Source organism: Litoreibacter albidus (assembly GCF_900107015.1).
GTDB classification, from domain to species: Bacteria; Pseudomonadota; Alphaproteobacteria; order Rhodobacterales; family Rhodobacteraceae; genus Litoreibacter; species Litoreibacter albidus.
Map to the genome: position 1 here is coordinate 215332 of NZ_FNOI01000004.1, position 26656 is coordinate 241987.

The window sequence follows — 26656 nt, forward strand, 5'->3', positions numbered from 1 at the left end:
TAAATCCAGACGGAGATACAAACCATGGCCAACACCGCCTTCCAACCGCGAGTGTTCTCGGGCATCCAGCCATCCGGCGGCCTGACGCTTGGTAACTACCTTGGGGCGCTCAAGCGCTTTGCAGATATGCAGAACGAGGGAAACTTTGAGACGATCTACTGCATGGTGGATCTGCACGCGATCACCGTCTGGCAAGACCCCGCTGATCTGAAGCGCAAAACCCGCGAGCTGTGTGCGGGCTTCATCGCCTCCGGCGTCGATCCTGAAAAGTCGATCCTGTTCAACCAGTCCCAAGTGCCCGAGCACGCGCAACTGGCGTGGATCTTCAACACCGTTGCCCGCATGGGCTGGATGAACCGCATGACGCAGTTCAAGGACAAGGCTGGCAAGAACCGCGAAAACGCGTCCCTTGGCCTCTTTGCCTACCCGTCCCTGATGGCCGCCGACATCCTGATCTACCACGCGACACACGTGCCAGTTGGCGAGGATCAAAAGCAGCATCTGGAACTCACCCGCGACATCGCGGCGAAGTTTAACCACGATTACGGCGTGGACTTCTTCCCGATGACAGAGCCGGTGATCGAAGGTGCGGCCACCCGCGTCATGTCCCTGCGCGACGGCTCCAAGAAGATGTCGAAGTCGGACCCCTCCGACATGAGCCGCATCAACCTGACGGATGATGCCGACGCCATCGCCGCCAAGCTGCGCAAGGCCCGCACCGACCCCGACGCCCTGCCCTCCGAGGTAGACGGGCTGGCGGAGCGCCCAGAGGCACGCAATCTGGTTAACATCTACGCGGCCTTCGCCGATATGACGGTCGAACAGGTGTTGGCCGACGTCGGTGGCAAGCAGTTCTCCGAATTCAAGCCGATGCTGGCGGAGCTGGCTGTCGCCCAGCTCTCGCCCATCTCCGCAGAGATGTCGCGCTTGATGCAAGATCAGGAGGAGATCGACAAAATCCTGCGCCGCGGGGCCGAACGCGCCCGCGAGATCACAGAGCCGATCCTCGCCAAAACATACGATATCGTCGGCTTGGTGCGCTAGGGAACTGTCACAAAGCCGATTCAGAATCGGCACATATTAAGCTCACAAACCGCGCAGGCCCCCAACGCCGTGTCCCGGCACCCCTGCGCAGTCTGGCACTTTTGCCCCCGGTCCCTCCCCGAGACCGGGGGTATTTGTTTTTTAGCGCACATAATCCGCGCGTTAGTCGGGCTACTCTTGTGCGCGATGATGGATATCTTCTGTCGTGAAAGGAGATCATCATGACACATGCGACACCCACTTTAGGCCATGTTCATCTGCAGGTGACCAATCTCGACACCTCCATTGCGTTCTACCGCGATGTTGTCGGGCTGGAGGTTCAGCAACGCAGCGACGATGCGGCGTTTTTGTCCTTCGGTGGGTATCACCACCACCTTGGGTTGAACACGTGGCGCTCCAAGGGCGCGGCGCGGGGCTCGAACACGCATCCCGGCCTCTACCATTCCGCGTTTTTGTACCCCGACCGGACCGCCTTGGGCCAAGCCGTCATTCGCGCCTACGAGCACGGCTACCGCGTCAAGGGCGCATCCGACCACGGCGTCAGCGAGGCGGTCTATCTGGCCGACCCCGACGGCAACGGTGTAGAGCTCTACCGTGACCGCGAGAAATGCAATTGGCCGCGCTGCGCCGACGGCAAGGTGGAAATGCTCGACGCGCCGTTGGACGTGCCTGCCCTGATGGCGGAGGGGCGAAAGGGTCTGGACGGCTGACCTAATCAGTCTTAGCCTATCTCCCACGTCTACGGGAGGACACTCATGGCAACTGGCATCAACATCCGCACCTATTTCAACGGCACATGGCATGCAGGCGACGTGCCCGTGATGTATGCCGCTGACCACGCCATGTGGCTGGGCACCTCCGTATTCGACGGCGCGCGCTACTTCGAGGGCGTCGCGCCAGACCTCTATGCGCACTGCAAGCGGGTGAACAACTCCGCCAAGGCGCTGATGATCACGCCGACACACACCGCCGAGCAGATGGTCGAGATCGTGCGCGAGGGGCTTGCCGCCTACCCCAAAACCGCCGCCGTCTACATCCGCCCGATGTATTGGGCCATCGCCGGTGACGAGCTGGGGATCGTCCCGAAGCCCGACGAGACAGGCTTCGCGATCTGCCTTGAAGAAATCCCGATGGCCCCGCAAGGCGCCGCCACCACATTGACCACCACGCAGTTCTGCCGCCCGACCCTGTCGTCCAGCGTGGTGAACGCCAAGGCTGGCTGCCTCTACCCCAACAACGCCCGCATGTTGTCAGAAGCCCGCGCCAAGGGCTTCGGCAACGCGCTGGTCGCCGATGCCTTGGGCAACGTGGCCGAAACCGCCACCGCCAACGTCTTCATGGTTCGCGACGGCGAAATCCTGACGCCCGTGCCCAACGGCACCTTCCTGTCGGGCATCACCCGCGCACGCCACATCGCCAACTTGGCGAAAGACGGCGTGAAGGTCACAGAAACCGTGCTTAGCTTCGACGACTTTCGCACCGCGGACGAGGTGTTCTTGTCCGGCAACATGATGAAGGTCACGCCGGTGAAAGAATTCGACGGCACGCATTACCAATCCGGCCCCATCACCAACCGCGTGCGGGAGATGTATTGGGATTGGGCCTTGTCGGAGTGACACCGCGCCCTTACCTCGGGCGCAAACCTTGTATTGCGTGATGACTGCGCTTCAAGCATGATCCGCACTCGGGAGGGCTTTTGCCATGCGTAAGTTTCTTGTTGTTCTAGATGATAGCCGTGAATGCCTGAACGCCATGCGGTTCGCGGCAATGCGCGCCGCCCGTACCGGTGGCGGGGTCGAAATTCTGGCTGTGATTCCGCCAGAGGATTTCAACCACTGGGTCGGCGTCGGCGAGATCATGCGCCAAGAGGCCCGCGACCGTATTATCGCCCACTTCGAAGTCTTCGCCAAATGGATGCGCGACAAGCAGGGCATCGACCCCGAATTGGTCATCCGCGAGGGCGAGCCCGTGCCGGAAATTCTGGCGCAGGTGACCGAGGATCCCGAAGTCGGCGTGCTTGTCCTCGGGGCGGGCACGGGCAACAATGGCCCCGGCCCGCTGGTGACGGAGCTCACGCGCCGCTCCGGCACACTGCCGATGCCGGTCACCATCGTGCCCGGCGAAATGACCAAAGAGCAGCTAGAGGCGGTGAGCTAGTCTCTGCCGTCCAGCCACTTTAGAACAGTTCCAAACTATTGACTTCGCGCCAGCGGAGTCTCATATCTATAGTCTACATCAAAGAGGCCCAGCCATGTTCATCCAGACAGAATCCACCCCGAACCCCGCCACGCTCAAATTCCTTCCGGGACAGACCGTGTTGGAAATGGGCACCGCGGATTTTCCATCTGCTGACACCGCAGGCACCTCGCCGCTGGCCAGCCGCATCTTCGCGGTCGACGGCGTCACGGGCGTGTTTCTAGGCAATGATTTCGTGACCGTCACCAAAGCCGACGCCACCGAATGGGACCACGTGAAGCCCGCCATCCTTGGCGCGGTGATGGAACACTTCCAATCCGGCCAACCCGCGATTGAAGGCGAGAACGACGCATCCGGCGGCCACGCGGAACACACCGGCGAAGACGGCGCGATCGTGGACCAGATCAAAGAGCTTCTGGACACCCGCGTGCGCCCTGCCGTGGCCCAAGACGGCGGCGACATCACCTTCCACGGGTTTGAGCGCGGTGTGGTCTATCTGCACATGCAAGGCGCTTGCGCCGGTTGCCCCTCCTCGACGCTGACGCTCAAGATGGGCATCGAGAACCTGCTGCGCCATTACATCCCCGAAGTGGTTGAGGTTCGCCCCGTCGCAGCCTAAAGCTGCGGCCATGGCTGACCAACTCACACTGGCATTCGACACATCGGCCGCGCATTGCGCGGCCGCTTTGGTATGGGGCGACACCGTTTTGGCGGTGCAGGTCGAGGAGATGGCCAAAGGCCAAGCCGAACGCCTGATGCCCCTGCTCGAAGAGGTGCTGGCGGGCGCTGGAAAAACTTGGGGCGATCTGGACCGCCTTGGCGTCGGCACTGGCCCCGGAAACTTCACGGGCATCCGCATCGCCGTCAGCGCCGCGCGGGGGCTGTCCTTGTCGCTGGGCATTCCTGCAATCGGCGTCAGCAGCCTTGAAGGCATGGCCTTCGCCCCCGCCCAAACTGGCCCCGTGATGGCCGTTCTGGATGCGCGGCAGGGCAACGTCTATTATCAAATTTTTAACCAAGGTGGCGCAGCTCACGCCGCGCCAAGCCTTTGTTCCCAAATGGATATTCCAGCGGGTTCCCCGCAGGGAACCCTGCAAATCACTGGTCACAACAGCCAAGACATCGCGGCTCGACTTGGCGCAACCTCGGTCGATACGGAGGCGCATGACACCATCACCGCCATCGCCCGTATCGCGGCGCAGCGCACGCCGGACGGCAGCCGCCCCGCGCCGCTTTACTTGCGACCGGCGGACGCCGCCCCGCCCCGCGATCCTGCCCCCGTCATCCTATGACACCGGAGGCGCAGGCCGCGCTGCACGCCAAATGCTTCACCACCCCGCGCCCGTGGTCGGCGGCTGAATTCGCCAGCCTTGCGCCAAGCAGCTTTACCCTAAGCCATCCCCACGGCTTCCTGCTGGGCCGCGTCGTGGCGGATGAGGCGGAACTGCTGACCCTTGCAGTTGACCCCGCGGCGCGGCGTCAAGGCATCGCGCGCCAGTTGGTGGAGGCGTTCAAATCCACCGCCGCCGCGCAAGGTGCCAGCACCGCATTCCTCGAAGTTGCGGCAGATAACACGGCGGCAATCGCCCTCTACCGCGCCACGGGATTTGAACCCGCAGGCCGCAGGTGCGGCTACTACCGCCGCGCAGACGCTCCGGCCCGTGATGCATTGGTGCTTCGCTGCGCGATTGATACGCAGTAACCTTGCGTAACCGCCTGAAATCACGCCGTTTGCATGAAAATCCGCCAAGAATCGGTTGACCCCTCCTTATCAGTCGGGCGTTAATACCCGATGATCTGTGGGCGCCACTTGCCCGCTCACTGCTTCGGCAGGCGGGGGGACGGCCCCGTTCGAACCAAAAACATCAGGGAGACCACCTACATGACAATTATGCATAAATTCCTCGGCGCTGCCGCGACTATGGCGCTTTGCACAGGCGTTGCTGCGGCTGATCCGGCGATCATTTTCGACCTCGGCGGCAAGTTCGACAAATCCTTCAACGAAGCCGCCTTCAACGGCGCAACACGCTGGGCCGAAGAAACCGGTTCGCGCTTTGCCGAAGTTGAATTGCAGTCCGACGCCCAGCGCGAGCAGGCTCTGCGCCGCTTTGCCGAAGCTGGCTCCAACCCGATCGTTATGGCCGGTTTCGCATTCGGCAACGCCTTGGGCGAAGTTGCGGGCGACTATCCTGACACGCGTTTCGTGATCATCGACATGGTTGTGGACGCGCCGAACGTGCGCTCCGTTGTGTTCAACGAGCACGAAGGCTCCTACCTTGTGGGTTACATGGCGGCGCAAGCGTCCAAGACCAACACCGTGGGCTTCATCGGCGGCATGGATATCCCGTTGATCCGCAAATTCGCCTGTGGCTACGCACAAGGCGCAAAAGCGGCGAATCCGGACACCAAAGTGATCTCCAACATGACCGGCACCACCGGCGCGGCTTGGAACGATCCGGTTAAAGGCGGCGAGTTGACCCGTGCGCAAATCAGCCAAGGCGCGGACGTTGTCTACGCAGCGGCTGGCGGCACTGGTATTGGCGTTTTGCAAACTGCGGCAGATGAGGGCATCTTGTCCATCGGCGTCGACAGCAACCAGAACCACCTGCACCCGGGCAAAGTTCTGACCTCCATGATGAAGCGCGTCGACAACGCTGTTTACAATGCGATGAAAGACGGCCCCGGCTTGGAAACAGGCTTCAGCGTTATGGGCTTGGCCAACGAAGGCGTGAGCTACTCCATGGATGAGCACAACGCATCGCTGGTGTCTGACGAGATGAAGGCAACCGTTGACGCGGTAGCCGCGAAGATCATCGAAGGCGAAATCACCGTGCATGACTACATGTCCGACGAGAGCTGCCCTTCCCTGTCGTTCTAAAACAAAAGGCCCCAAGCCATGACAGACTGCATCCACACTTTCTTCTCGGCTTGGGGTGACCCATCAGCAGAGAGCCGCGCGGCGAAAACCGACGCGGCTCTTTCCCTTAATTTTTACTACGCAGACCCGAATGCGCCGGAGCCGATCACTGACCGTGAGATGTATCTGGCGTACGTGAAGATTTACGGAGACATGATGCCCGACGGCTCCGCCGAAGTGGTGCATGTCTCGGATCACAATGGCCACGCCCGCGCGACCGTCGCGTTTTGCAAGGACGGCGTTCCGATGCAGCATGGCCAGTATTTCGCAGATATATCTGACGGAAAAATCACACGTCTTATCGGGTTTTCTGGCATGGGAGACCCCGAGTGAGCACTGCTCCCGCAATCGAATTAAAAGGCATATCCAAGGCCTTCGGCGCTGTCCAAGCGAACAAAGACATCTCGATCCGCGTGATGCCGGGGACGATCCACGGGATCATCGGCGAGAACGGCGCGGGCAAGTCGACGCTGATGTCGATCCTCTACGGCTTTTACAAAGCCGACAAAGGCGACATCTATATTTCCGGCCAGAAAACCGCGATCCCTGACAGCCAAGCCGCCATCGCGGCGGGCATCGGGATGGTGTTTCAGCACTTCAAACTGGTGCAAAACTTCACCGTGCTGGAAAACGTCATTCTGGGTGCGGAGGACGGCGCGTTGCTGGCCCCGTCCCTGCGCAAAGCCCGCAAGGAGCTGACCGCGCTGGCCGCCGAATACGAGCTGAACGTGAACCCAGACGCCCTGATCGAAGAGATCGGCGTGGGCATGCAGCAGCGCGTGGAAATCCTCAAAGCCCTGTACCGACAGGCCGACATTCTTATTCTGGACGAGCCAACCGGCGTGCTGACCCCCGCCGAAGCCGACCAGCTGTTTCGCATTCTTCACCGCCTGAAGGATGAGGGCAAAACCATCATCCTGATCACTCACAAGCTGCGCGAAATCATGGAAGCCACGGACACCGTGTCCGTGATGCGGCGCGGGGAGATGACGGCGACGGTCAAGACCTCGGAGACCTCGCCAGAGCATCTGGCAGAGCTGATGGTGGGGCGCAAAGTCTTGCTGCGCGTGGACAAGACCCCCGCCCAACCGGGCGAGAAAGTGCTGGAAGTCGAAAACCTGCGCGTCGTGGACGCCGCTGGTGTGGAGCGTGTGAAAGGCATCTCGCTGGAAGTGCGCGCGGGCGAAATTCTGGGCATCGCAGGCGTGGCCGGCAACGGCCAGTCAGAGCTGCTTGAGGTGCTTGGCGGCATGGAAAACGGCACCGGCACAATCCGTGTGAACGGAAAAGAGCTGGACCTGACGGGCAAATTCTCCGACGCGCGGTCGCGGCGCAAACGCGGCATCGCGCATGTGCCCGAAGACCGCCAGCGCGAAGGCCTGATCATGGACTTCAAGGCGTGGGAAAACACCGCCTTTGGCTATGACGACGACGACGCCTACCGCGCTGGCCTGCTGATGGACAACGCGGCGATCCGCGAAGACGCGCAAGGCAAGATCGAGCGCTTCGACGTGCGCCCCGCCAACAGTGAGTTGGAGGCCAAGAGCTTCTCGGGCGGGAACCAGCAGAAGATCGTTCTGGCCCGCGAAATCGAACGTGACCCCGACCTGCTGCTGATCGGCCAGCCGACGCGCGGCGTCGACATCGGGGCGATTGAATTCATCCACCAACAGATTGTAGCCCTGCGCGACAAAGGCAAAGCCATTTTGCTGGTGTCGGTGGAGTTAGAAGAAATCCTGTCCCTGTCGGACCGCATCGCGGTGATCTTCGACGGCAAGCTGATGGGCGAACGCCTGCCCGCCGAGACAGACGAAAAAGAGCTGGGCCTAATGATGGCCGGCATGACTGGGAAGGACAGCTGAGATGGAACAATTGCCAAAGTGGGCTGACCTGATCGTCGTGCCCTTGGTGGGGCTGATCCTTGCCTTTATCCTGTCGATGTTGATGGTCTTGGCCACGGGCCACGACCCGCTCGACGCGCTGAAACTGATGGTGTCGGGCGCGCTTGGGTCCACCTACGGGTGGGGCTACACGCTCTATTATGCCACGAACTTTATCTTCACCGGCTTGGCCGTTGCCGTGGCCTTCCACGCATCGCTGTTCAACATCGGTGGCGAGGGGCAAGCGGCGCTTGGCGGACTTGGCGTGGCGCTGGTGTGCCTGTTCATCCCATGGCCGCATTGGACCATTGCGCTGCTGGCGGCGACCGCTGCGGCGGGTATATTCGGCGCGCTATGGGCGCTGATCCCTGCCTATCTGCAAGCCAAGCGCGGCAGTCACATCGTGATCACCACGATCATGTTCAACTTTATCGCGGCGTCCCTTCTGAACTACGTGCTGGTGAACCAACTGCGCCCGAAAGGTGCTATGGACCCAGCCACGGCCAAGTTCCCAAAGCCGTCGCATCTGCCGTCCTTGGGCGAGATCCTGAACAGCGTTGGCATCCCCTTTGCCAAGGGCACCCCTGCCAACGTTACGCTGCTGGTCGCGCTGGCGGCCTGCGTGTTCGTCTATTACCTGATCTGGCGCACGCGGCTCGGCTACCAATTGCGCGCCTTTGGCAAATCGCAACCTGCGGCCGTTTATGCGGGCATCAATCCGGTGAAAATCACCATCATCACGATGATGATTTCCGGCGCGCTGGCGGGGCTTATGGCGATTAACAACGTTATGGGCGAGGCCGAACGGCTGATCCTTGGCTCCGTGGAGGGCGCGGGCTTTATCGGCATTGCGGTGGCCTTGATGGGCCGGTCGCACCCGATTGGCATCCTGTTTTCGGCGCTGCTGTTCGGCGCGCTTTATCAGGGCGGAGCGGAGCTTGGCTTGTGGACGTCGATCCCGCGCGAGTTGGTGATTGTGATCCAAGCGCTGGTGATCCTGTTTACCGGCGCTTTGGACAACATGGTGCGCCTGATGGTCGCCAAAGTCTTGGTGCGACCCAAGCGGGCGGAGGCGTAAATCATGGATTATTTGACACTTCTACAGATCCTCGACAGCGCGTTGCGCCTTGCCACGCCGCTGCTGTTCGCCTGCCTTGCGGGCCTCTTTTCAGAGCGTGCGGGCATCTTCGACATCGGCCTTGAGGGCAAGATGTTGATGGCCGCGTTCTTCTCGGCGGCGACGGCATATTCAACCGGCTCTGTCTGGTTGGGGCTTTTGGCGGGGATCGCGGGGTCGATGGTGCTGTCGGGCATCCACGGGCTGGCGTCGATCACCTTCCGTGGCAACCAACTGATTTCCGGCGTGGCGATTAACTTCTTGGCATCCGGCCTGACAGTTCTGATCGGGCTGAGCTGGTTCAAACTGGGCGGGCAAACCCCGTCGCTGAGCGGCGACGCGCGGTTCCAAGGCATCGACCTGCCGTTCGCGGAGGCCGCGATGAGCGTGCCGCTGATCGGGCCGCTCTACGCGGAGGTGCTATCCGGGCATACGCTGCTGGTTTACGTGGCGCTGCTGTGCGTTCCGGCGACGTGGTACATCTTGTACCGCACCCGCTTCGGGCTGCGGCTTCGCGCTGTGGGGGAGAACCCTGCGGCGGTGGACACGGCGGGTATTTCCGTGGTCGGGCTGCGCTATGCGGCGGTGGCAATCTGCGGCGTGCTATGCGGTTTGGCGGGGGCGTATTTAGCGACCGGCCTTGGCGCCAGCTTTGTCAAAGAGATGACAGCGGGGCGCGGCTACATCGCGCTGGCGGCGCTGATCTTTGCCAAATGGCGTCCGTGGTATGCGTTATCCGCAACCTTGTTGTTCGGGCTGCTGGAGGCGGTCTCCAACCGTTACCCTAGCCTTGACCTTGGGTTCATTACTCTGCCATCCCAGTTTATGCAGGCCCTGCCCTACATCTTGACCGTGGTGATCCTTGCGGGGTTCGTCGGCAAGGCGACGCCGCCACGCGCTGGCGGTCAGCCTTACGTGAAAGAGCGGTAAGGCACGGATATAAGTCTCAATTTCGCGGCTTTGGCCGCGGAATTAGCAGTTTTCGCAACTGGACTTATCATTTTGAATTGCTCAGTCCAGTTGACGGGGTCTAAGGAACGTAAATGCAAATATACCTTCCCATAGCCGAAGTCTCGGTAAACGCTTTCTTGCTGCTGGGGCTCGGCGGCATTGTGGGAATTCTGTCTGGCATGTTCGGCGTTGGCGGCGGCTTCCTGATGACGCCGCTTTTGTTCTTCATAGGCATCCCGCCAGCCGTGGCTGTGGCCACCGAGGCGAACCAGATTGTGGCGTCTTCTTTCTCTGGCGTTCTGGCGCATTTCAAGCGGCGAACCGTGGACCTGAGGATGGGGTTGGTGCTGCTGGTCGGCGGCCTTATTGGCGCGGCCTTAGGTGTGCAGCTCTTCACGATGCTGCGCGAGATGGGCCAAGTCGACCTGCTGGTCAAGCTTTGCTACGTGGTCTTCCTTGGCATTATCGGCGGGTTGATGTTCCTTGAGAGCCTGCGCGCAATCCGCCGCTCCAAGAACCCAACAACGGTGCCGGAGCGCAAGAAACACGGGCTGGTCCACGCCCTGCCCTTCAAGATGAAGTTCCGCACCTCGGGGCTTTATATCTCGGTAATCCCGCCGATTGTTGTGGGGCTGTTCGTGGGCATTCTGGCCGCGATCATGGGCGTTGGCGGCGGCTTTATCATGGTGCCTGCGATGATCTATATCTTGGGCATGCCAACCAAAGTGGTGATCGGGACGTCGCTGTTCCAGATCATCTTTGTGACCGCCTTCACCACGTTGCTGCACGCGACCACGAACTACACCGTAGACATGGCCTTGGCCGTGCTACTGCTGATCGGCGGCGTTGTTGGCGCACAGATCGGCACGCGGATCGGTGTGAAGCTGAAGGCGGAACAACTGCGCATCTTGCTGTCGATCATGGTTCTGGCCGTGTGTGCGAAACTGGCGCTGGATCTGTTGATCGAACCGTCCGAGCTCTACTCTATCGGCACGGGGGGCCACTGATGTTGCGCCTGACCGCTGCTTTGCTGTGCCTGTTGGCGCTGCCGCTTGCCGCCGAGGAAGTGGTGGCCGACCTGTCGAAAGACGAGGTTGCCATTACCGCCAACTTTGATGGCTCCGACATTTTGATTTACGGCGCGGTGAAGCGCGACGCCCCTGCCGCCGCTGGGCCGATGGAGGTGATCATCACCGTGTCCGGCCCGAAGCAACCGGTGAACGTGCGCAAGAAAGACTGGCGTTTTGGCATCTGGGTCAACGCCAGCTCCGTCGAAGTGGACGAGGCGCCCAGCTTTTATGCCGTGGCCTCCAGCGGCGCCCTGCGCGAGGTGCTGAGCCGGACCGAAGACCTGCGCCACCGCATCTCCATCCCGCGCGCGATCCGGTCTGTGGGCGCGCCTTCTTCCGTGGTGAATGCGGCGGATTTCACCGACGCGCTGATCCGTATCCGCACCCGCAAGAACCTGTACCAGCAGCTTGATAACGCGGTGAACCTGTTTGACGAGACGTTGTTTTCAACGACCATCGACCTGCCCGCCAATCTGGTGGAAGGCCCCTATGACACCCGCATTTTTCTGGTGCGCGACGGGGTTGTCGTCGATGAATACGAGACGGTGATCAAGGTGAATAAGGTCGGGTTGGAGCGCTGGATTTACGATCTGGCCCATGAGCAGCCGCTGATTTACGGCCTGCTGTCACTGTTCATCGCGATCGTTGCCGGTTGGGGCGCGTCTGCCGTGTTCCGCTACATCCGCTTCTAATCCTCGGCGCTTGGCGCTTTCAGTTCCAGCTTGGCAGCGCCCTTGGGCAAGTCATCGGTGCGGAGTGCGCCTGTGGGGCGCGCCAGCATGCTGCGCGTGACCCACATCAGGCGGTTTTCGGCGCGGGTGATTGCAACATAGGCGAGCCGTTTCCACAAAGGCTGCCCCGCCTCCGCGCGCCCTGCACGGGCGGCGGCGTAAAGATCGGGCGCGAACAGCTGAACCGTGTCCCACTGGGAGCCTTGCGACTTGTGGATCGTGACCGCTGCGCCGTGCAGGAAAGCCGCGCCCATGCGGGCGGCGAAGGGAATGAACGGTTCTTCCTCTCCGGGGGCTTCGATCTTGATGATGGACGCGGCGGAGACTTGCGGATCCTCGGCCCCCATCACGTGAAGCCGCGAGAACCCAGGCTTATTGCCGGGCCCCATATAGACCACCTGCGCGCCTTTGATCAGGCCGCGCGCCTCTAGGTCGATGCGCTTTTTGCGGTGCTTGAGCGGCAGCTCGATCCCGTCGCAGATCAGCGGCTCCCCAGGGAGGAGCGTGTCGACGGTTGCGCCATATGCGCCGCGAAAGGCCTGTATCAGACGGATGCGCGTCGCGTTGCGCCACACCAACACGGGGGAGCGGGCCATCAGGTCCGCCTCCACGCGCTCCGCAAATACCACACGGTCGTCCTTGGCGGCGGCATCGCGCACCATGTTCTCGAAAGCGTTGAAGTCGATGTCTGGGTCGGCCAGCGCGTGGGCCAGATCAAGGATCGGGTTGTCTTGGGCCTGCCGGTGGACCCGCGATAGCTCCAGACGGCGGCCGTCTTTCAGCTTGTCGAAGACCATTGCGCCGGATTGCCCCACGGGGGCCAATTGCGCCGGATCGCCGAACAGAACAAGTGTCGGAAAAATTTCGCGCAGGTCTTCGTATTGCTTCTCGTCCAGCATGGAGGATTCGTCGATGAAACCGATATCCAGCGGGTCTTCGCGGCGCTTCCAGCCTTGGATAAAGTCGGAGCCTTTCAACCCCGCCGCCGCCAGCGCCCCCGGAATGGATTTGTTGGCCTCGTAGAACAAGCGTGCGCGCTCTAGAGAGACTTCGGTCAGCCCCTCGATCTGGGGCTTTTCGCCCTGCCCCGCGAGCCAATCCGCGATGCGCTCGTATTCGGGGTCATACATGGGGGTGTATAGAATGCGGTGGATCGTCGTCGCGGGCACGCCCCTGTTGCGCAACACGCTGGCGGCTTTGTTCGTGGGGGCCAGCACCGCGATGGTGCGGCGGTCTTTGCGTGGCTTGCCGTCATAGTCGCCGGAAATAAGGTCAACGCCTGCGTCAACGACGGCTTCGACCATCTTTGCCAGCAGCAGCGTTTTACCGGAGCCCGCCTTGCCAACGATGGCCATGACCTGACTTTTCGCGTCATTCAGCGGGGTGGTGTGACCCTCCACCAAATCGACGCCAGCCTTCGCCATGAGCTCTGTCATAGCGTCGTAGGCTTCGGCCTGATCTTCGGAAAATGTGACGGCGGAGAGGGTTTTCGACATGACGCGGACCCTACCCCGCACCCCACGGGTTTGCCAGAGAGATCAGGCGGCAAACTGCGCTTGTTTGTGGCCAAATGCGCGGGCGTACCAATGGGCTGCGGCCTCTGTTGAAACGCCAGCTTTCGCCGCGAGCCGTGCAAGGTGATCCGGATCAAACGTCCACAGGCCCGCGCTGATGGCATCTTGCCCACGGCCTTGGGTGCCCAGCACCTTTGGGCACCAGCCCAACTTGCGGTAAATGCGGATCATACGGGCATCGAACACGCCGGCGGCATGAGTCAAACCGTGCCCCACACCAAGCTGTGCGCCCGCGAGCATGAGCAAGGCGGCGATACGTGCGCCGTCAGGGGCCGCAGGGGAGACGCAAAACCGCGTGGTTTCCCAAATGCGTTCATCAAAGATCACGCGGTCGCTGAGGTGAGAGAAGAAATCGTTCAACATGGTGCGGCCGGTGCTTGGCAAAAACCGCATGGAGCCGCCGTGCCCACCCGCAGGCGTTTCCCAGATGACGTAGAGCGGGTTCAGGGCATCGTATTGGTCGCGCTCATAGCCGTTGGCGTCGACTGTCACGTCCCATTTCAAACGGTCATGGAATTGCGCAGCGCGGTCTTCCAGCATTCCTGTGTGAAGTTTGGGGTACGCGCCGAGTTGGTCGGCGTAGAGGTATCTGATCATGTCGGGCTCCATCCGCTAGGGGATGGTGAGGTCGCATGATTAGGTTAACGTCTTCGCTGAGCGCCGCGCGGGCCACGCGGTGCTTGGCAACGGATCAAACGACGATCAGCCCGTGGCTAAGCGCCACCGCAACGGCGTGGGTGGTGTTACTCGCGCCCAGCTTCAGGCGTGCGCCTTCGATGTAGACGCGCAACGTGCTTTCGGAGATTTGCAGTGTTTCGGCAATGTTGGCGCGACTGGCGCCGGTTGCCAGAAGTGTCAGCGTGTCTTTTTCGCGGGGCGACAAGGAGCGCGTGGGCGCGCGGGTTGATGCGCCTTCGATTTGCAGCGCTTTCTCATTGAGGTAATGCGAAATCAGCAACAGATCCGACGCGCGTTCGCCAGTGTAGCGCGCCCAAGTATCGTCGTTGCATTTGTGGTTGATGGAGAAGAGTGCGAACTGACCGCTGGGGCCGCGGATCGGGACGCTGAAGCCTTGGTTCCCGACGCCCGCATCTGCGGCTTCGCCAAGGAATGCGCGGGTTGCTTTGGAGGTCCAGTCCAGCGCCTTCCAGTCGATGGGATGAAACAGGCGGTAGCAGCCTTGGACGACAGGATCGATGCGCGCGTAGTCTTCGCAGATGTAGCGGGCCACCCAATCGGAATCGTAGGTTAGCGCCGCGTATTGGCCGCCAGTGCTGTTGACGGAATGATAGACAAGATGTTCGAGATCATAGGTAGCACGAAGGTCGATTATAAAATCTTGAACTTCATCAAGCGTTGTCGCCTGTGAAAGCATTTCCTGCATGTCTACCAGTCGGTTCATTCGCCCCCACCCACCGACGTCGCGCGCGAACAGGTGACAAGATCTCGGTTGAGGCAACCATGATCGTGTCGTCAAGATGCTCCGCCAAATAGCTGAGTTCGTTCTTAGCGGAGAATTTCTTCAAGTCCGTCAGTACGTCTATGATCCAGTCATTCTTCATCAACACTATCCTCCCGAAAGGGTTAACTATCCGTTAAGAACAGCCTAGCAGCGGAATATTGCCGACGAAATTCGCCAAATAACCCTCCCCTAAAATAGCGAGGGGCGTGTTTGTAAGCATCAGTTTTTACAGGTTATTTTTTGACGCACAGAAAAGCTCCGCGAACCAAGGCGATTCGCGGGGCTTTTTGAGACCCTATTTCCGTTACGTCAAGCTTCGCGGCTTGCTTCCACCGTATCCTCGAATGTGGTGAGGCCGGTGCGCGGGGCGGTGACCAGCACGGCCATGTTGCCGGGCTTATGTTCGTTACGCAGCATCTTGGTGTGGGCCTGCGGGATTTCGTTCCACGGGAACACCTCCGACATGCATGGATCAAGACGACGCTCGCACATCAGTTTGTTGGCGGCGGAGGCTTGCTTGAGGTGCGCGAAGTGCGACCCTTGCACGCGCTTCTGGTGCATCCAGAGATAGCGCGCGTCCATCGTCAGGTTGTAGCCGGTGGTGCCGGCGCAGATTACGACCATGCCGCCCTTCTTAACCAAGAACACCGACACCGGCATCGTGGACTCGCCCGGATGCTCAAACACCATGTCAACGTTGTTGCCCTTGCCAGTAATGTCCCAGATGGCCTTGCCAAACTTGCGCACCTCACCGAACCATTCTTTGTATTCAGGCGTGTTCACCGTGGGCATCTGCCCCCAGCAGTTGAAATCCTTGCGGTTCAGCACGCCCTTGGCCCCGAGACCCATCACAAAGTCGCGCTTGTCTTCATCCGAGATCACCCCGATGGCGTTGGCGCCTGCCGTGTTCGCCAGTTGCACCGCGAAGGAGCCAAGACCGCCGGACGCGCCCCAGATCAGAACGTTCTGACCCGGCTTTAACTCGTGCGGGTGGTGACCGAACAACATGCGGTATGCGGTGGCCAGCGTCAGCGTGTAGCACGCGCTTTCTTCCCAGCTGAGATGTGCGGGGCGCGGCATAAGCTGCTGGGCCTGCACGCGGGTGAACTGCGCGAAAGAGCCGTCCGGTGTCTCGTAGCCCCAAATCCGCTGGCTGGAGGAAAACATAGGGTCGCCGCCGTTACATTCCTCATCGTCGCCGTCGTCTTGGTTGCAGTGAACCACAACCTCGTCGCCAACTTTCCAGCGTTTTACTTTGTCGCCAACCGCCCAGATGATGCCTGAAGCGTCGGAGCCTGCGATGTGGTAATCGGCCTTGTGAACATCGAACGGGCTGATTGGAACACCAAGCCCTGCCCACACGCCGTTATAGTTCACGCCAGCGGCCATGACCAAAACCAGAACTTCGCGATCGCCGATGGCGGGAGTTTCAACGACTTCACTTTTGAAGCTGTCTTCGGGTTCGCCGTGGCGGTCGCGGCGGATGGCCCATGCATACATTTGCGGTGGTACGTGTCCCATAGGTGGGATTTCACCAACCTCGTAGAGGTCTTTTTTCTCGGCGCTGTAATCCATCATATCGTCCTGCGTATCTAGAGCCATGTCAGGCGCTCCTCATCCTAGTCGGTGCCGCGACGCAGAATCGAATGCTGCACCGCCAATAAGACAGGGATACAAACACAAAAGTAACAATACAACCTTTAAGTGATATTTTTTGTAATTTTATGTCGTCGCCGTTTTATACCATCTTCAGATGCCCGATAGACGCCGCGTAGTAGGCGATGACCTCGCGCGCGTGGTCGCTTACCGTCAGCACCCCGCCGGTGATGGTGATCAGACCGCGCACCTCCAGCATGCGCAGTGCCTCAGTAACGGCGCGCGCTTTGTTGGCGTCACCGTTCTCGTCGGGCATGCAGACCTCCATCTGTGCCGCGCGGAACTCTACAACGTCTGCTGCAAAGGCGGCTTCCAGCATGTCGAGCTGGATGCGCCCGCCCGCCGCGTGGATGTGGCGGCATACCAGTGGCACGGGCAGGATCGGGACGACGGCACTCACGCGTGACATCAGCTCCGCGCCCAACAGCTCCGTGGTGTTTTCTGGGTTCCGCGCCGCGAAGTCGTGCAACGACACCGGCTTGCCAAACGCCACCGCCGCAAATCCAAGGCGGTGAAACTTGCCCGTTACCCGCTGCCACAAATGACGCCCCACATAGCGCAACAGGTGGCTGATGCGGAACCTGAACCGCGCGGACCTGTCCCCTGCGGCAGCAACCAAAACGCGGTCTTCAAGCACGCGGTCGTAGTTCAACCCAACGGGCACAAACACCACGTCGCGCGGGCTGTCGGCGTGCACGCCGTCAACGATGTAGCTGATTAACCCCAGCTTCGGGTCGCCCAAGGCCCCGCTGCGTGACAACCCGCCTTCGGGGAAGATCGCCTGCGCCACGCCTTCCTTGGTGGACAGCTGGACATAGCGCGCCAGCACCCGACGGTAGAGCGGGTTCAGCGATTTGCGCCGGATAAAGTACCCGCCCATCATCTTGATCAACGGGCGCAGCGGCCAGACCCGCGCCCACTCTCCCACCGCATAGGACAACGCGCTGTCGCGCGCGGCCAGATAGGTGACCAGAATGTAGTCCATGTTGGAGCGGTGGTTCATCACGTAGACCACCGTAGCCTCCGGATCTATCGCGGCCATCGCGTCGTTGCGCGGGTTCACCACCCTGACGCGGTAAAGCGAGCGCGACATCAGCTTGGCGACACGGGTGCCCAGCCCGAAATACACGCTGGCGCTAAAGGACGGGACAATTTCGCGGGCATAGCGCTGCGCTGTCTCGAAGGCGACGTTATCGGGGATGCCTTGCGCGTTGGCATGATCGTTCACCGCACGAATGACGTCCGGATCATAGAGCACGTTCTGGATCATGTCGTGACGCCGCGCCAACTTAAACGGCTGGATGGGCCGCGCCAATTTGGTGTTGAGCCGTGCCACCACGCGCTCTGCCCGCCGCCGGAAGAACCAGCGTACCGAGGGGAACAACAGATGCGACGCCGCTGTCACCGCTGCCAAAACCCCGATGAGGGCTAAGGCCCAGACCGGAATTTCTACAGTGGTGAACATCAGGCGGCCCTCACTTCACGGCTTCGGACATCGTGTTGGTGATCGCGAACAAGGGCTGTTGGTTCACCTCGATCAGGCCGCGGCGTGGGCGGTCGAGGTCGATAATAACGAAGACCAGCGCCACGATCAGGATCAACATCGCGTAGACCGGGAAGCCAGCCTTCACCGCTGTCAGCCCTGAGCTGTAGCCCAGGATACTGCCCAACAGCACGAAGGTCGCGAACATCAAGAACAACACCAGTTCCGGCACGTGGCGCTCAATCGCCGCGTCCCGTTCCCCCAAGGCGTCAATCATGTCATTGAGCGCGGCTGTCATGCTGACCGTAGCGGGGCCGCCGACCTCTTGCACCTCCGCGCTGGCCACCTGCCAAAGCTTGTCGAAAATCTCCTCCGCTGCGCCGACCAGTTCGGCACGGCGCACGGGCTCGCTTGCGGGGACGCGGCCCGCTTCATAACGGATGGTCCCGTAGCGGCTCATCAGGGCCTTGGCCTCATCGCGGCGCGCGTCACTGAGCAGGTCCGTGCGCAGCCATGCGGTGCCAATCGCGTTTGCCTCCGACACCACCGCGCGGGAGCGGTCATCGTAGCGGTTAAGCGCCAGCGAGAAGGTAAAACCTAACAGCAAGGCCAGCAAACCCAGCAAGGATCCTTGCACGGCGCCCACCTGAGATTTGCTTTCGTCGTTGTGGTGGCGCTGGCTTTTCTTGCCAACCATCCGCCCCAGACGCATCGCCACGGCCATCGCAAGCAAGAGCAATGCGGCGAGTAAGATAGAATTGATGTCGTACATAATTTCTCGTGGCCCCATGGGTTGGCTCCTCAATCAGACGTCAGGGCCAATTCCGGCCTATATGCCACATATCAAGCCCTTGAGGCACTAAAAAGCACGAAGCGGTTTTAGTGGGCGACAAAAATTCTGCAACGCAGCGAATTGACATAGCCACAAAATTCCAAGTATCAATCATTCAACGCAATATTATTACCGAACGCGATTCACGTGAGGCCCCTATGTCTGACCAGCCGACCCAACCCCAAAAAGACCGCCCTTGGCTGTTTCGTACCTATGCGGGGCACTCCACCGCCAAGGCCTCTAATGCGCTCTACCGCGGCAACTTGGCCAAGGGGCAAACCGGCCTGTCCGTCGCCTTCGACCTGCCGACGCAAACCGGATATGACAGCGACCACGTTCTGGCGAAGGGTGAGGTTGGCAAGGTTGGCGTGCCGGTGGCGCATCTGGGCGACATGCGGACATTGTTCAACGATATCCCGCTGGACCAGATGAATACCTCCATGACGATCAACGCGACGGCCCCTTGGTTGCTGGCCCTCTATATTGCTGCCGCTGAGGAACAGGGCGCGGACATTTCGGCGCTGCAAGGCACCGTGCAAAACGACATCATCAAGGAATACCTGTCGCGCGGCACCTACATTTGCCCGCCAAAGCCCAGCTTGCGCATGATCACCGACGTGGCGGCTTACACGCGCCAGCATCTGCCGAAATGGAACCCGATGAACGTGTGTTCCTACCACCTGCAAGAGGCCGGTGCGACGCCGGAGCAGGAGTTGGCGTTTGCGCTCGCCACCGCCACCGCCGTGCTGGATGATCTGAAGGGTAAAGTCCCGCCGGAGCATTTCCCCGCTATGGTCGGGCGCATTTCGTTCTTTGTGAACGCGGGCATCCGGTTTGTGACCGAGATGTGCAAAATGCGGGCCTTTGTGGACCTGTGGGACGAGATCACCCGTGAGCGTTACGGCGTGGAGGACCCAAAATTCCGCCGCTTCCGCTACGGGGTTCAAGTGAACTCCCTTGGCTTGACGGAGCAGCAACCGGAAAACAACGTCTACCGTATCCTGATCGAGATGCTGGCCGTAACCCTGTCGAAAAACGCGCGGGCGCGGGCGGTGCAGCTGCCTGCATGGAACGAAGCCCTTGGCCTGCCCCGTCCTTGGGATCAGCAATGGTCCCTCAGGATGCAGCAGATCATGGCCTTCGAGACAGATTTGCTGGAGTACGACGACCTGTTTGATGGCAACCCCGCCGTGGACCGCAAAGTCGAGGCGCTCAAAGAAGGTGCGCGCGCGGAGCTTGCGACCATCGACAGCATGGGCGGTGCGAACGAGGCGATTGAATACATGAAGTCCCGCCTTGTCGAAGCCAACGCCGCGCGTCTGGGCGGCATCGAGACAGGTGAGACGACCGTTGTGGGCGTGAACAAGTTCCAGCAGCACGAAGACAGCCCCCTGACCGCTGGCGACGAGGCGATCATGGTGGCCGACAAGGACGCCGAAGCCGACCAAATCGCGCGGCTTGAGGCGTGGCGCGCCAGCCGCGACACCGCCGCCGTGGAGGCCGCGTTGGACGGCGTGCGCGCGGCGGCAAAGGACGGCACCAATATTATGATCCCGACCATCGCAGCCGCCAAAGCCGGTGCCACAACCGGCGAATGGGGCGATGTGATCCGGCAGGCCTTCGGCCAATACCGTGGCCCCACAGGTGTGTCGCGCAACCCGTCCAACCGGACGGAGGGGCTGGACGACATCCGCGAGAAGGTGGACGCGGTGTCCACCAAGCTGGGGCGGCGCCTCAAGTTTCTTGTGGGCAAGCCCGGCCTTGACGGGCACTCCAACGGCGCGGAGCAGATCGCCGCGCGGGCGCGCGATTGCGGCATGGACATCAGCTATGAGGGCATTCGCCTGACACCGGACGAAATCGTGGATGCCGCCCTAAAAGACGACGCGCATGTTGTGGGCCTGTCGATCCTGTCCGGATCGCATGTGCCGCTGATAGAGGACTTGATGGCAAAGATGCACGCGGCGGGCCTTGGACATATCCCCGTGGTTGTCGGCGGCATTATCCCAGAGGACGACGCAAAGCGGCTGAGGGCGATGGGCGTCGCCAAGGTTTACACCCCGAAGGACTTCGAACTGAACCGCATCATGCTTGACCTTGTGGCATTGGTAGAACCTGCGGACGTCGCCGCGGAGTAAACCCCTACTTGATCACGCCAGCGTGCTGGGCCAAAGTCGCGACTTCAAGAATTGCGACCAAAGGTATTTCCAATGAGCAACGCTGAAGCATCGCGCCGTCCGGCGCGCGAGTGGGTCCCTATTCTTAAAGAGTATCGTGAGCCGTCGCTCACACGTTCTATCTGGGAGTTGACAACAACTTTCGTGCCCTATGTTCTCCTTTGGGTGATTGCATGGCGGTCCTTATCGGCAGAGATGTATTGGGTCACCGTCCCTTCCGTGATCCTGATCGGTATGTTGATGATGCGCATGTTCGCCATCCAGCATGACACCGGCCACGGTGCTATCTTCAAATCATGGTCCGCCAACCGCTGGCTGGGCCGCTGTCTTGGGGTGATCTGCATCGCCCCCGCCGCCGTTTGGGCGAAGAAGCACGATGTGCACCACGCCACCCACGGCAATCTGGACCGCCGCGAAATGGGCGATTTACTGACGCTGACCGTGGCGGAATATAACGCCAAGGGCCCCTTTGCCAAAGCGCTCTACCGGCTTTACCGCAACCCGTATTTCCTACTGGCGTTCGGGCCGGTTTACTCCTTCTTCCTTGAGTACCGCCTGCCCGTCCGCCTGATGGACAAGCGCGAGTACTGGATCAGCGCGATGGGCACCAACCTGTCGATCGCCATTGTTCTGAGCATCATCTACTACTTCGGCGGCTGGGGGCCGATCCTGTTCATCTTTGTGCCCTCCACCCTGATCGGTGCATTTTGCGGGGTGTGGGTGTTCTACATCCAACACCAGTTCGAGGGCGTGGAGTGGGATCACCAAGGCAACTGGTCGGTCCATGATGCGGCGCTTTATGGCTCCAGCTACTACGTGTTGCCGGGGTGGCTGAACTGGTTCAGCTGTAACGTGGGCATTCACCACGTTCACCACCTGTATTCAAAGATTGCGTTCTACCGCCTGCCGGAAGTGCTGCGCGACCACCCCGAACTGGCGGGCACCAGCCGCGTGACCTTCCGCGACAGCCTCAAATGCCTGAAGCTGAAGCTCTGGGATGAAGACAGCCGCCGCATGGTTGACTTCAAGGCAGCTGACGACATCGCGGCGCAACAGACCCTCGCGCCAGCGCAGTAGCCCTGATATAAGCGTGCGGTACCCGCCTTAAAGGAGCGACCCTTATGACTATCCACATTGGCGCCAAGCCCGGCGACATCGCAGAAACCGTATTGCTTCCGGGTGATCCGTACCGCGCCAAATGGGCCGCAGAAACGTTCCTTGAGGACGTCAAGCTGGTCAACGAAGTGCGCGGCATGCTGGGCTTCACCGGCACGTGGAAGGGCAACCGCGTCACGATCCAAGGCTCCGGCATGGGGATGCCCTCCCTGTCGATCTACGCGAACGAGTTGATCAAATCCTACGACGCCAAGACGCTGATCCGCATCGGATCGTGCGGCGGTATGCAGGACAAGGTCAACGTGCGCGATGTGATCTTGGCCACTGCCTGCTCCAGCCTGTCGACCCCGTCGCGCGGGATCTTCAAGGAATTGCAGTTCGCCCCCACCTGCGACTTCGAGCTGCTGCACAACGCCTATAAGACGGCAGAAAAGCGCGGCGTGCCAACGCATGTTGGCGGCATCTATTCGGCGGATGTCTTCTACGACGAACGCCCAGACCTGAACGAGGAAATGACCCGTCACGGCATTTTGGCCGTGGAGATGGAAGCCGCAGAACTCTACATCCTTGCCGCCCGCTACGGGCGTCGGGCCTTGGCGGTTCTGACCGTGTCGGACCATCTGATCACCGGAGAAGCCCTGCCCGCAGACCAGCGCGAGCAAAGCTTCGGCGACATGGTGGAAATCGCATTGGAAGCCGCGTTCGCCTGATCACGACCTGTACCAAGCAACACGAAAAAGCCCGCAGCCATATGGTTGCGGGCTTTTTACTTAGGTGGTTGGCTTATCGTCCGGCGCGGGCTTGGCGGGCGGCGTTTTCCCGTTGAGCCAGTCGATCATCCCATGCCCCGGCTCCCCGTACCAATCCTCGTTGCGGGTCAGATACATGGTGCCCGCCAAGGCAAAGAACGCCAGCGTGGAGCCCGCGAGCAGCGCATAATCCGCACTGCGCAAGATCAGGTAGAGCACGCCGTAAAGCAGCACCAGCATCACCCCAAGCACCAGTGCGCGTATGCCAAGCTTCATTGCCACCAAGCCAAACAGGGTAAGCAAAATGATCGTCGCCCCCGCCGACACACCGTAGGCGGCAGCAAAGCCGATTTGCTCCGAGTAGGACACCATCAGCAGCACAAACAGCGACTGCGCCAAACCCACGAAGATATACTGCACAGGGTGGGTCGGACGGTTGGAGCGGTCCTCAATAAGCAGGATCGTGAGGAAGGTCAGCGCGATAAACAAGATGCCGTACCGCGCGGCGCGGTAGGCTTTCTGGTAGAAGTCGTTGGGCTGAAAGAACTCGACGCCGAAGGCGGTGGAGGACCGTGCGGTCGCGTCAGGGTTCTGGCGCGAGATTTGCGGCAGGTTGCGCGCCAGATGCGGGATGACCCATTCCGCCTCAAATCCGTTTTCGGTAATCGTGCGGGTGTTCGGAAGGAAAGCGCCCGCAAAGCTGGGGTGCGGCCAGTCGCTGTTAAATGACACCTCGGAGTTGCGCCCGACGGGGGCCACCTCAAAGCTGCCCGCGCCGTTGAAGCCCAGCGTCATATCGTATTGTGACGTGTCGCGCGGGTCACCAATTTCGGCAACCACGCCGGGATTGCGTTCGCCAAGGGATCCGGTGATCGGCTCCAGCTGCACGGATGTGCCGTCCACGCGCAATTCCGCCGCGCCGCGCAGCGCTTTGTTGGAGGTCAGCGACACCCGCAAGGTGGCGTCGTCCCAGAGGATGGTTTCCTCCGCATATAGCGCGTCCGCGACTTTCGAAAAGTCAAACTGCGCCTTGATATCAGCGGTCGCCACATAGACCGGCACGCGGAACACGCCACGCGCACGGGTCTGGGTCTCGGACGATAGTTTGAAGGCGTAGTCGTTGGGATAGAGATAGACCGAGGACTTATATTTGACCTCGGTGACTTCATATTCCTCGGTGGAGGCGACCTGTTTGCCGTTCACGAACGTGGTCGTTTCGCGGGTTTCGGTGCGGGTAACGGGGCCTTTGACGGGGATCACGATCATCGGGCCAGCAACGCGCTGCGGCCCGCCCCATTCGTCCCCGACAGAAGACACGGTGTTGCGGCTGTGATCGGCGCGCGCGTCGATCACCTCGCCAGCAAGGAACAGCGGTATGAACATCAAGACGGTCAGCAGACCGACGATGAGAAAACGAAAGCCAATAGATTTCATGAAAATACTCCGAAGCAATGCTCCGGAGTATTACATTACACCTGACGTTCGACCATCAACTTTTTGATCTGCGAGATCGCCTTAGCAGGGTTCAGACCCTTGGGGCATGTTTTCGCGCAGTTCATGATGGTGTGGCAGCGGTACAGTTTGAACGGGTCTTCCAACTCGTCCAGACGCTCGCCCGTGGCTTCGTCGCGGCTGTCGATGATCCAGCGGTAGGCGTGCAGCAGGGCTGCTGGCCCGAGGTAGCGATCACCGTTCCACCAGTAGGATGGGCAGGACGTGGAGCAGCAGGCGCACATCACGCATTCATATAGGCCATCCAGCTTGGAACGGTCCTCGATGGACTGGCGCCACTCTTTCTTGGGGCGGTTGGTTTTGGTTTCCAGCCACGGCATGATGGAGGCGTGCTGCGCATAGAAGTGCGTCAGGTCGGGGATCAAATCCTTAACCACTGGCAGGTGCGGCAACGGGTAGATTTTAACGTCGCCGGAGATTTCATCCATGCCGTAGATACAAGCCAGCGTGTTGATGCCGTCGATGTTCATCGCGCAAGACCCGCAGATACCTTCGCGGCACGAGCGGCGGAAGGTCAGCGTCGGGTCAATCTCGTTCTTGATCTTGATCAGCGCGTCCAGAACCATCGGCCCGCACTTGTCCATATCGACGAAATACGTATCGACAGACGGGTTTTTGCCGTCATCGGGGTTCCAGCGGTAAATCTGGAACTTGCGTACGTTCGTAGCGCCTTCGGGCTTCGGCCACGTTTTGCCGCCCATAATTTTCGAATTCTTAGGAAGGGTCAATTGAACCATGTCATGCCTCCTGAGGCTTAAGAAAAGTTAGCGAGAGTGCCGCCGGCCACGAAGTGGTTCAGCAGACGCACGCGCGTTGTGTGGGAGCTGGCGTTGATCGTTGCCACCTCTTGTTTGGTGAGGACGCGGCGCTTGAAGCCGCGTTTGCTCAGGCAGCGATCTACGCCACTTGCTTCACCGTTGTACCTGATCTGTTTCTCATTCGCCGCGACGGCAATCGGCCCCAAGAGGACGCCGCCGAACAACACGCCGGACACATAACTGCCGACGACCGCATTCTGCCCTGCGCGTGGCGCATTTGGCAGGCAGGCGTAATAGGCCTGCCGCGCATCCGCGAGGCTCATTCCTGCTTGCGAGGGCACTGCGGGGCCAAGGTCGGCGCAGGCGCTGAGGAACAGCAGGGGGATGAGAAATTTCTTCATATCGGTTTAAGCCTTTTTCAACAGGAAGGGGGCAAGCCCGTCCTTCAGCAGACACTGGACCGTGTCTGGGCGGGTGGCGATTTCGATCACCAGTTGGGTTTCTTCGGGGCCAAGCCCTGTCACACCGGCGCGGGCCAGTTGCAGGATTTCTACGGCGGAGGCGTTGTCGATCACGCAGTCGGTGGCGGGCTCCAACGGCACGCCGGGGAAGCGTTTCGCCAACACGGGGCGCACGGTGTCCTTGGCTTCCTTGCGGGTCAACTGATCGGCCAAGCCGTCGTCGCCGCAGGCGCTTAGGCCGATCAACGCGGCCATGACGGGAATGAGTATCAGCTTCATGCGGCCCACCTTGTGAACAAAACATCCATGTGGCGCGGTTGCGCCTTCTTGCCCGCATGCGCGGCCATCGCCAGCACGTCGCGGAATTCCAAACCGGCCTTCGCCAACTCCGCAATTACTGCAGACGGCGGGGCCACGCCCTTGAACCGCTGCGTCACGGACATCTCTAGAATGACGAAGTCGCAGCGCTTCAACGTCTCCGCGCCGCCTTTCAGGACTTCGAATTCGAAGCCTTCCGTATCTATTTTCAATCCCAAGCGCCCCGGCATGTCGGCGGTCAGCATGTCGAGGGTGATCACCGGCACCTCACGCTTGGCAACGGCGGAGAAGCTGCGGGCCAGCTTGTCCGTGCGCTCTCTCAGGCTGGCCATTGCGCCGCCTTTGCCCGGCTCTGTTTCCGGCACCGACAGCACGGCCTTGCCCTGCTCCGCCCCAAGGGCCACCGCGCGGAAGTCGAAACTTTTCGGCGCGACACCGGCTTTCACTGCCGCCTCGCATTCCGCTTGCGGATCGACCAACACGAAGTGCGCCTGCGGGAAGCTGCGGTAAAGCCACGGCGTGCCTTCATGCACGCCCACGTCGATCACGAAGTCCGGCGCGAACTCATAGGCCTTCAGGTAAGGCGGGCGCGTTTTCCACGGGTGGAGGATAAACCCCTCCTCGCGTGCCGCGCGGCGTATGTCGGCCACAT

The 26656-nt window shown here is 60.7% G+C and carries 29 protein-coding genes; 17 read left to right on the forward strand and 12 right to left on the reverse strand.

The window, feature by feature from the left end; genetic code table 11:
* The first annotated feature begins 24 nt into the window (after positions 1 to 24).
* The 14 genes from trpS (at position 25) to BLW66_RS11525 (ending at position 11867) form a co-directional block, all read left to right on the forward strand.
* On the forward strand, positions 25 to 1044 hold the full coding sequence (gene trpS / locus BLW66_RS11460) for a tryptophan--tRNA ligase (RefSeq protein ID WP_089947296.1): 1020 nt from the start codon (positions 25 to 27) through the stop codon (positions 1042 to 1044).
* 221 nt (positions 1045 to 1265) lie between these two features.
* Positions 1266 to 1754, forward strand: a complete 489-nt coding sequence (locus BLW66_RS11465) for a VOC family protein (protein WP_089947297.1) — start codon at positions 1266 to 1268, stop codon at positions 1752 to 1754.
* A gap of 45 nt (positions 1755 to 1799) precedes the next feature.
* Positions 1800 to 2660: a branched-chain amino acid aminotransferase gene (locus tag BLW66_RS11470; protein WP_089947298.1), complete on the forward strand. Its 861-nt coding sequence runs from the start codon at positions 1800 to 1802 to the stop codon at positions 2658 to 2660.
* Positions 2661 to 2745: 85 nt separating this feature from the next.
* Positions 2746 to 3201, forward strand: coding sequence for a universal stress protein (locus BLW66_RS11475; protein WP_089947299.1), 456 nt, complete (start codon positions 2746 to 2748; stop codon positions 3199 to 3201).
* Positions 3202 to 3295: 94 nt separating this feature from the next.
* Positions 3296 to 3859, forward strand: a complete 564-nt coding sequence (locus BLW66_RS11480) for a NifU family protein (protein ID WP_089947300.1) — start codon at positions 3296 to 3298, stop codon at positions 3857 to 3859.
* A gap of 10 nt (positions 3860 to 3869) precedes the next feature.
* Positions 3870 to 4532 carry a tRNA (adenosine(37)-N6)-threonylcarbamoyltransferase complex dimerization subunit type 1 TsaB gene (gene tsaB, locus BLW66_RS11485; RefSeq protein ID WP_089947301.1) on the forward strand — a complete coding sequence of 221 codons (663 nt, stop codon included), beginning with the start codon at positions 3870 to 3872 and terminating at the stop codon, positions 4530 to 4532.
* Positions 4529 to 4942, forward strand: a complete 414-nt coding sequence (locus tag BLW66_RS11490; RefSeq protein WP_089947302.1) for a GNAT family N-acetyltransferase — start codon at positions 4529 to 4531, stop codon at positions 4940 to 4942. The genes tsaB and BLW66_RS11490 overlap by 4 nt, the downstream gene beginning before the upstream one ends.
* A 180-nt stretch (positions 4943 to 5122) precedes the next feature.
* The gene (locus BLW66_RS11495) at positions 5123 to 6118 is read left to right on the forward strand and encodes a BMP family lipoprotein (RefSeq protein WP_089947303.1); all 996 of its coding nucleotides are present in this window, start codon (positions 5123 to 5125) and stop codon (positions 6116 to 6118) included.
* Positions 6119 to 6136: 18 nt separating this feature from the next.
* A complete protein-coding gene (locus tag BLW66_RS11500; RefSeq protein ID WP_089947304.1) occupies positions 6137 to 6490 on the forward strand; it encodes a nuclear transport factor 2 family protein in 354 nt (117 codons plus the stop codon).
* On the forward strand, positions 6487 to 8019 hold the full coding sequence (locus BLW66_RS11505; RefSeq protein ID WP_089947305.1) for an ABC transporter ATP-binding protein: 1533 nt from the start codon (positions 6487 to 6489) through the stop codon (positions 8017 to 8019). The genes BLW66_RS11500 and BLW66_RS11505 overlap by 4 nt, the downstream gene beginning before the upstream one ends.
* Position 8020: 1 nt before the next feature.
* Positions 8021 to 9115 (forward strand): ABC transporter permease, encoded by a 1095-nt coding sequence (locus tag BLW66_RS11510; protein WP_089947306.1) that lies wholly within the window; start codon positions 8021 to 8023, stop codon positions 9113 to 9115.
* Between the two features lie 3 nt (positions 9116 to 9118).
* Complete coding sequence (locus BLW66_RS11515; RefSeq protein WP_089947307.1) at positions 9119 to 10084, forward strand: ABC transporter permease; 966 nt, start codon at positions 9119 to 9121, stop codon at positions 10082 to 10084.
* Between the two features lie 113 nt (positions 10085 to 10197).
* Positions 10198 to 11112, forward strand: a complete 915-nt coding sequence (locus BLW66_RS11520; protein ID WP_089947308.1) for a sulfite exporter TauE/SafE family protein — start codon at positions 10198 to 10200, stop codon at positions 11110 to 11112.
* The gene (locus BLW66_RS11525) at positions 11112 to 11867 is read left to right on the forward strand and encodes a TIGR02186 family protein (protein WP_089947309.1); all 756 of its coding nucleotides are present in this window, start codon (positions 11112 to 11114) and stop codon (positions 11865 to 11867) included. Before BLW66_RS11520 ends, BLW66_RS11525 begins: the two co-directional genes overlap by 1 nt.
* On the opposite strand, the gene BLW66_RS11530 is transcribed toward BLW66_RS11525, so the two are convergent.
* From BLW66_RS11530 to BLW66_RS11560, 7 genes are all read right to left on the reverse strand, one after another.
* Positions 11864 to 13402, reverse strand: a complete 1539-nt coding sequence (locus tag BLW66_RS11530; protein WP_089947310.1) for an ATP-dependent DNA helicase — start codon at positions 13400 to 13402, stop codon at positions 11864 to 11866. The genes BLW66_RS11525 and BLW66_RS11530 overlap by 4 nt on opposite strands.
* A 42-nt stretch (positions 13403 to 13444) precedes the next feature.
* A complete protein-coding gene (locus BLW66_RS11535; RefSeq protein WP_089947311.1) occupies positions 13445 to 14077 on the reverse strand; it encodes an acyl-homoserine-lactone synthase in 633 nt (210 codons plus the stop codon).
* A gap of 94 nt (positions 14078 to 14171) precedes the next feature.
* Positions 14172 to 14882, reverse strand: a complete 711-nt coding sequence (locus BLW66_RS11540; protein ID WP_089947312.1) for a helix-turn-helix transcriptional regulator — start codon at positions 14880 to 14882, stop codon at positions 14172 to 14174.
* Positions 14830 to 15042, reverse strand: a complete 213-nt coding sequence (locus BLW66_RS11545) for a hypothetical protein (protein WP_089947313.1) — start codon at positions 15040 to 15042, stop codon at positions 14830 to 14832. Before BLW66_RS11545 ends, BLW66_RS11540 begins: the two co-directional genes overlap by 53 nt.
* 209 nt (positions 15043 to 15251) lie before the next feature.
* Positions 15252 to 16544 carry a crotonyl-CoA carboxylase/reductase gene (gene ccrA, locus BLW66_RS11550; RefSeq protein WP_089947314.1) on the reverse strand — a complete coding sequence of 431 codons (1293 nt, stop codon included), beginning with the start codon at positions 16542 to 16544 and terminating at the stop codon, positions 15252 to 15254.
* Positions 16545 to 16680: 136 nt separating this feature from the next.
* Positions 16681 to 18063 carry a 1-acyl-sn-glycerol-3-phosphate acyltransferase gene (locus BLW66_RS11555; protein ID WP_089947315.1) on the reverse strand — a complete coding sequence of 461 codons (1383 nt, stop codon included), beginning with the start codon at positions 18061 to 18063 and terminating at the stop codon, positions 16681 to 16683.
* Between the two features lie 10 nt (positions 18064 to 18073).
* Positions 18074 to 18871 carry a bestrophin-like domain gene (locus BLW66_RS11560; protein WP_139254564.1) on the reverse strand — a complete coding sequence of 266 codons (798 nt, stop codon included), beginning with the start codon at positions 18869 to 18871 and terminating at the stop codon, positions 18074 to 18076.
* A gap of 200 nt (positions 18872 to 19071) precedes the next feature.
* Here BLW66_RS11560 and BLW66_RS11565 point away from each other — a divergent pair, with 200 nt between their 5' ends.
* The 3 genes from BLW66_RS11565 (at position 19072) to deoD (ending at position 22916) form a co-directional block, all read left to right on the forward strand.
* Positions 19072 to 21051 (forward strand): protein meaA, encoded by a 1980-nt coding sequence (locus BLW66_RS11565; protein ID WP_089947317.1) that lies wholly within the window; start codon positions 19072 to 19074, stop codon positions 21049 to 21051.
* Positions 21052 to 21123: 72 nt separating this feature from the next.
* A complete protein-coding gene (locus BLW66_RS11570; protein WP_089947318.1) occupies positions 21124 to 22167 on the forward strand; it encodes a fatty acid desaturase family protein in 1044 nt (347 codons plus the stop codon).
* A gap of 44 nt (positions 22168 to 22211) precedes the next feature.
* Positions 22212 to 22916, forward strand: coding sequence for a purine-nucleoside phosphorylase (gene deoD, locus BLW66_RS11575; RefSeq protein WP_089947319.1), 705 nt, complete (start codon positions 22212 to 22214; stop codon positions 22914 to 22916).
* A gap of 60 nt (positions 22917 to 22976) precedes the next feature.
* Here deoD and creD read toward each other — a convergent pair whose 3' ends face one another.
* Genes creD through BLW66_RS11600 form a run of 5 tightly spaced genes read right to left on the reverse strand, consistent with a single transcriptional unit; the run spans position 22977 to position 26654 of the window.
* Complete coding sequence (gene creD, locus BLW66_RS11580) at positions 22977 to 24389, reverse strand: cell envelope integrity protein CreD (protein ID WP_089947320.1); 1413 nt, start codon at positions 24387 to 24389, stop codon at positions 22977 to 22979.
* A 35-nt stretch (positions 24390 to 24424) separates the two neighbouring features.
* Entirely contained in the window at positions 24425 to 25204 is a 780-nt protein-coding gene (locus tag BLW66_RS11585) for a succinate dehydrogenase iron-sulfur subunit (RefSeq protein ID WP_089947321.1), read from the reverse strand.
* Positions 25205 to 25221: 17 nt separating this feature from the next.
* Complete coding sequence (locus tag BLW66_RS11590; protein ID WP_089947322.1) at positions 25222 to 25626, reverse strand: hypothetical protein; 405 nt, start codon at positions 25624 to 25626, stop codon at positions 25222 to 25224.
* Positions 25627 to 25632: 6 nt separating this feature from the next.
* Entirely contained in the window at positions 25633 to 25965 is a 333-nt protein-coding gene (locus tag BLW66_RS11595) for a hypothetical protein (RefSeq protein WP_089947323.1), read from the reverse strand.
* Positions 25962 to 26654 (reverse strand): FkbM family methyltransferase, encoded by a 693-nt coding sequence (locus tag BLW66_RS11600; RefSeq protein ID WP_170833465.1) that lies wholly within the window; start codon positions 26652 to 26654, stop codon positions 25962 to 25964. The genes BLW66_RS11595 and BLW66_RS11600 overlap by 4 nt, the downstream gene beginning before the upstream one ends.
* Between the last annotated feature and the right edge of the window lie 2 nt (positions 26655 to 26656).

Excerpts from the sequence above, each read along its gene's own strand:
- trpS (WP_089947296.1), top strand. The coding sequence starts at position 25 with ATGGCCAACACCGCCTTCCAACCGCGAGTGTTCTCGGGCATCCAGCCA.
- BLW66_RS11465 (WP_089947297.1), top strand. The coding sequence starts at position 1,266 with ATGACACATGCGACACCCACTTTAGGCCATGTTCATCTGCAGGTGACC.
- BLW66_RS11470 (WP_089947298.1), top strand. The coding sequence starts at position 1,800 with ATGGCAACTGGCATCAACATCCGCACCTATTTCAACGGCACATGGCAT.
- BLW66_RS11475 (WP_089947299.1), top strand. The coding sequence starts at position 2,746 with ATGCGTAAGTTTCTTGTTGTTCTAGATGATAGCCGTGAATGCCTGAAC.
- BLW66_RS11480 (WP_089947300.1), top strand. The coding sequence starts at position 3,296 with ATGTTCATCCAGACAGAATCCACCCCGAACCCCGCCACGCTCAAATTC.
- tsaB (WP_089947301.1), top strand. The coding sequence starts at position 3,870 with ATGGCTGACCAACTCACACTGGCATTCGACACATCGGCCGCGCATTGC.
- BLW66_RS11490 (WP_089947302.1), top strand. The coding sequence starts at position 4,529 with ATGACACCGGAGGCGCAGGCCGCGCTGCACGCCAAATGCTTCACCACC.
- BLW66_RS11495 (WP_089947303.1), top strand. The coding sequence starts at position 5,123 with ATGACAATTATGCATAAATTCCTCGGCGCTGCCGCGACTATGGCGCTT.
- BLW66_RS11500 (WP_089947304.1), top strand. The coding sequence starts at position 6,137 with ATGACAGACTGCATCCACACTTTCTTCTCGGCTTGGGGTGACCCATCA.
- BLW66_RS11510 (WP_089947306.1), top strand. The coding sequence starts at position 8,021 with ATGGAACAATTGCCAAAGTGGGCTGACCTGATCGTCGTGCCCTTGGTG.
- BLW66_RS11515 (WP_089947307.1), top strand. The coding sequence starts at position 9,119 with ATGGATTATTTGACACTTCTACAGATCCTCGACAGCGCGTTGCGCCTT.
- BLW66_RS11520 (WP_089947308.1), top strand. The coding sequence starts at position 10,198 with ATGCAAATATACCTTCCCATAGCCGAAGTCTCGGTAAACGCTTTCTTG.
- BLW66_RS11525 (WP_089947309.1), top strand. The coding sequence starts at position 11,112 with ATGTTGCGCCTGACCGCTGCTTTGCTGTGCCTGTTGGCGCTGCCGCTT.
- BLW66_RS11530 (WP_089947310.1), bottom strand. The coding sequence starts at position 13,402 with ATGTCGAAAACCCTCTCCGCCGTCACATTTTCCGAAGATCAGGCCGAA.
- BLW66_RS11535 (WP_089947311.1), bottom strand. The coding sequence starts at position 14,077 with ATGATCAGATACCTCTACGCCGACCAACTCGGCGCGTACCCCAAACTT.
- BLW66_RS11540 (WP_089947312.1), bottom strand. The coding sequence starts at position 14,882 with ATGAACCGACTGGTAGACATGCAGGAAATGCTTTCACAGGCGACAACG.
- BLW66_RS11545 (WP_089947313.1), bottom strand. The coding sequence starts at position 15,042 with ATGAAGAATGACTGGATCATAGACGTACTGACGGACTTGAAGAAATTC.
- ccrA (WP_089947314.1), bottom strand. The coding sequence starts at position 16,544 with ATGGCTCTAGATACGCAGGACGATATGATGGATTACAGCGCCGAGAAA.
- BLW66_RS11555 (WP_089947315.1), bottom strand. The coding sequence starts at position 18,063 with ATGTTCACCACTGTAGAAATTCCGGTCTGGGCCTTAGCCCTCATCGGG.
- BLW66_RS11560 (WP_139254564.1), bottom strand. The coding sequence starts at position 18,871 with ATGGGGCCACGAGAAATTATGTACGACATCAATTCTATCTTACTCGCC.
- BLW66_RS11565 (WP_089947317.1), top strand. The coding sequence starts at position 19,072 with ATGTCTGACCAGCCGACCCAACCCCAAAAAGACCGCCCTTGGCTGTTT.
- BLW66_RS11570 (WP_089947318.1), top strand. The coding sequence starts at position 21,124 with ATGAGCAACGCTGAAGCATCGCGCCGTCCGGCGCGCGAGTGGGTCCCT.
- deoD (WP_089947319.1), top strand. The coding sequence starts at position 22,212 with ATGACTATCCACATTGGCGCCAAGCCCGGCGACATCGCAGAAACCGTA.
- creD (WP_089947320.1), bottom strand. The coding sequence starts at position 24,389 with ATGAAATCTATTGGCTTTCGTTTTCTCATCGTCGGTCTGCTGACCGTC.
- BLW66_RS11585 (WP_089947321.1), bottom strand. The coding sequence starts at position 25,204 with ATGGTTCAATTGACCCTTCCTAAGAATTCGAAAATTATGGGCGGCAAA.
- BLW66_RS11590 (WP_089947322.1), bottom strand. The coding sequence starts at position 25,626 with ATGAAGAAATTTCTCATCCCCCTGCTGTTCCTCAGCGCCTGCGCCGAC.
- BLW66_RS11595 (WP_089947323.1), bottom strand. The coding sequence starts at position 25,965 with ATGAAGCTGATACTCATTCCCGTCATGGCCGCGTTGATCGGCCTAAGC.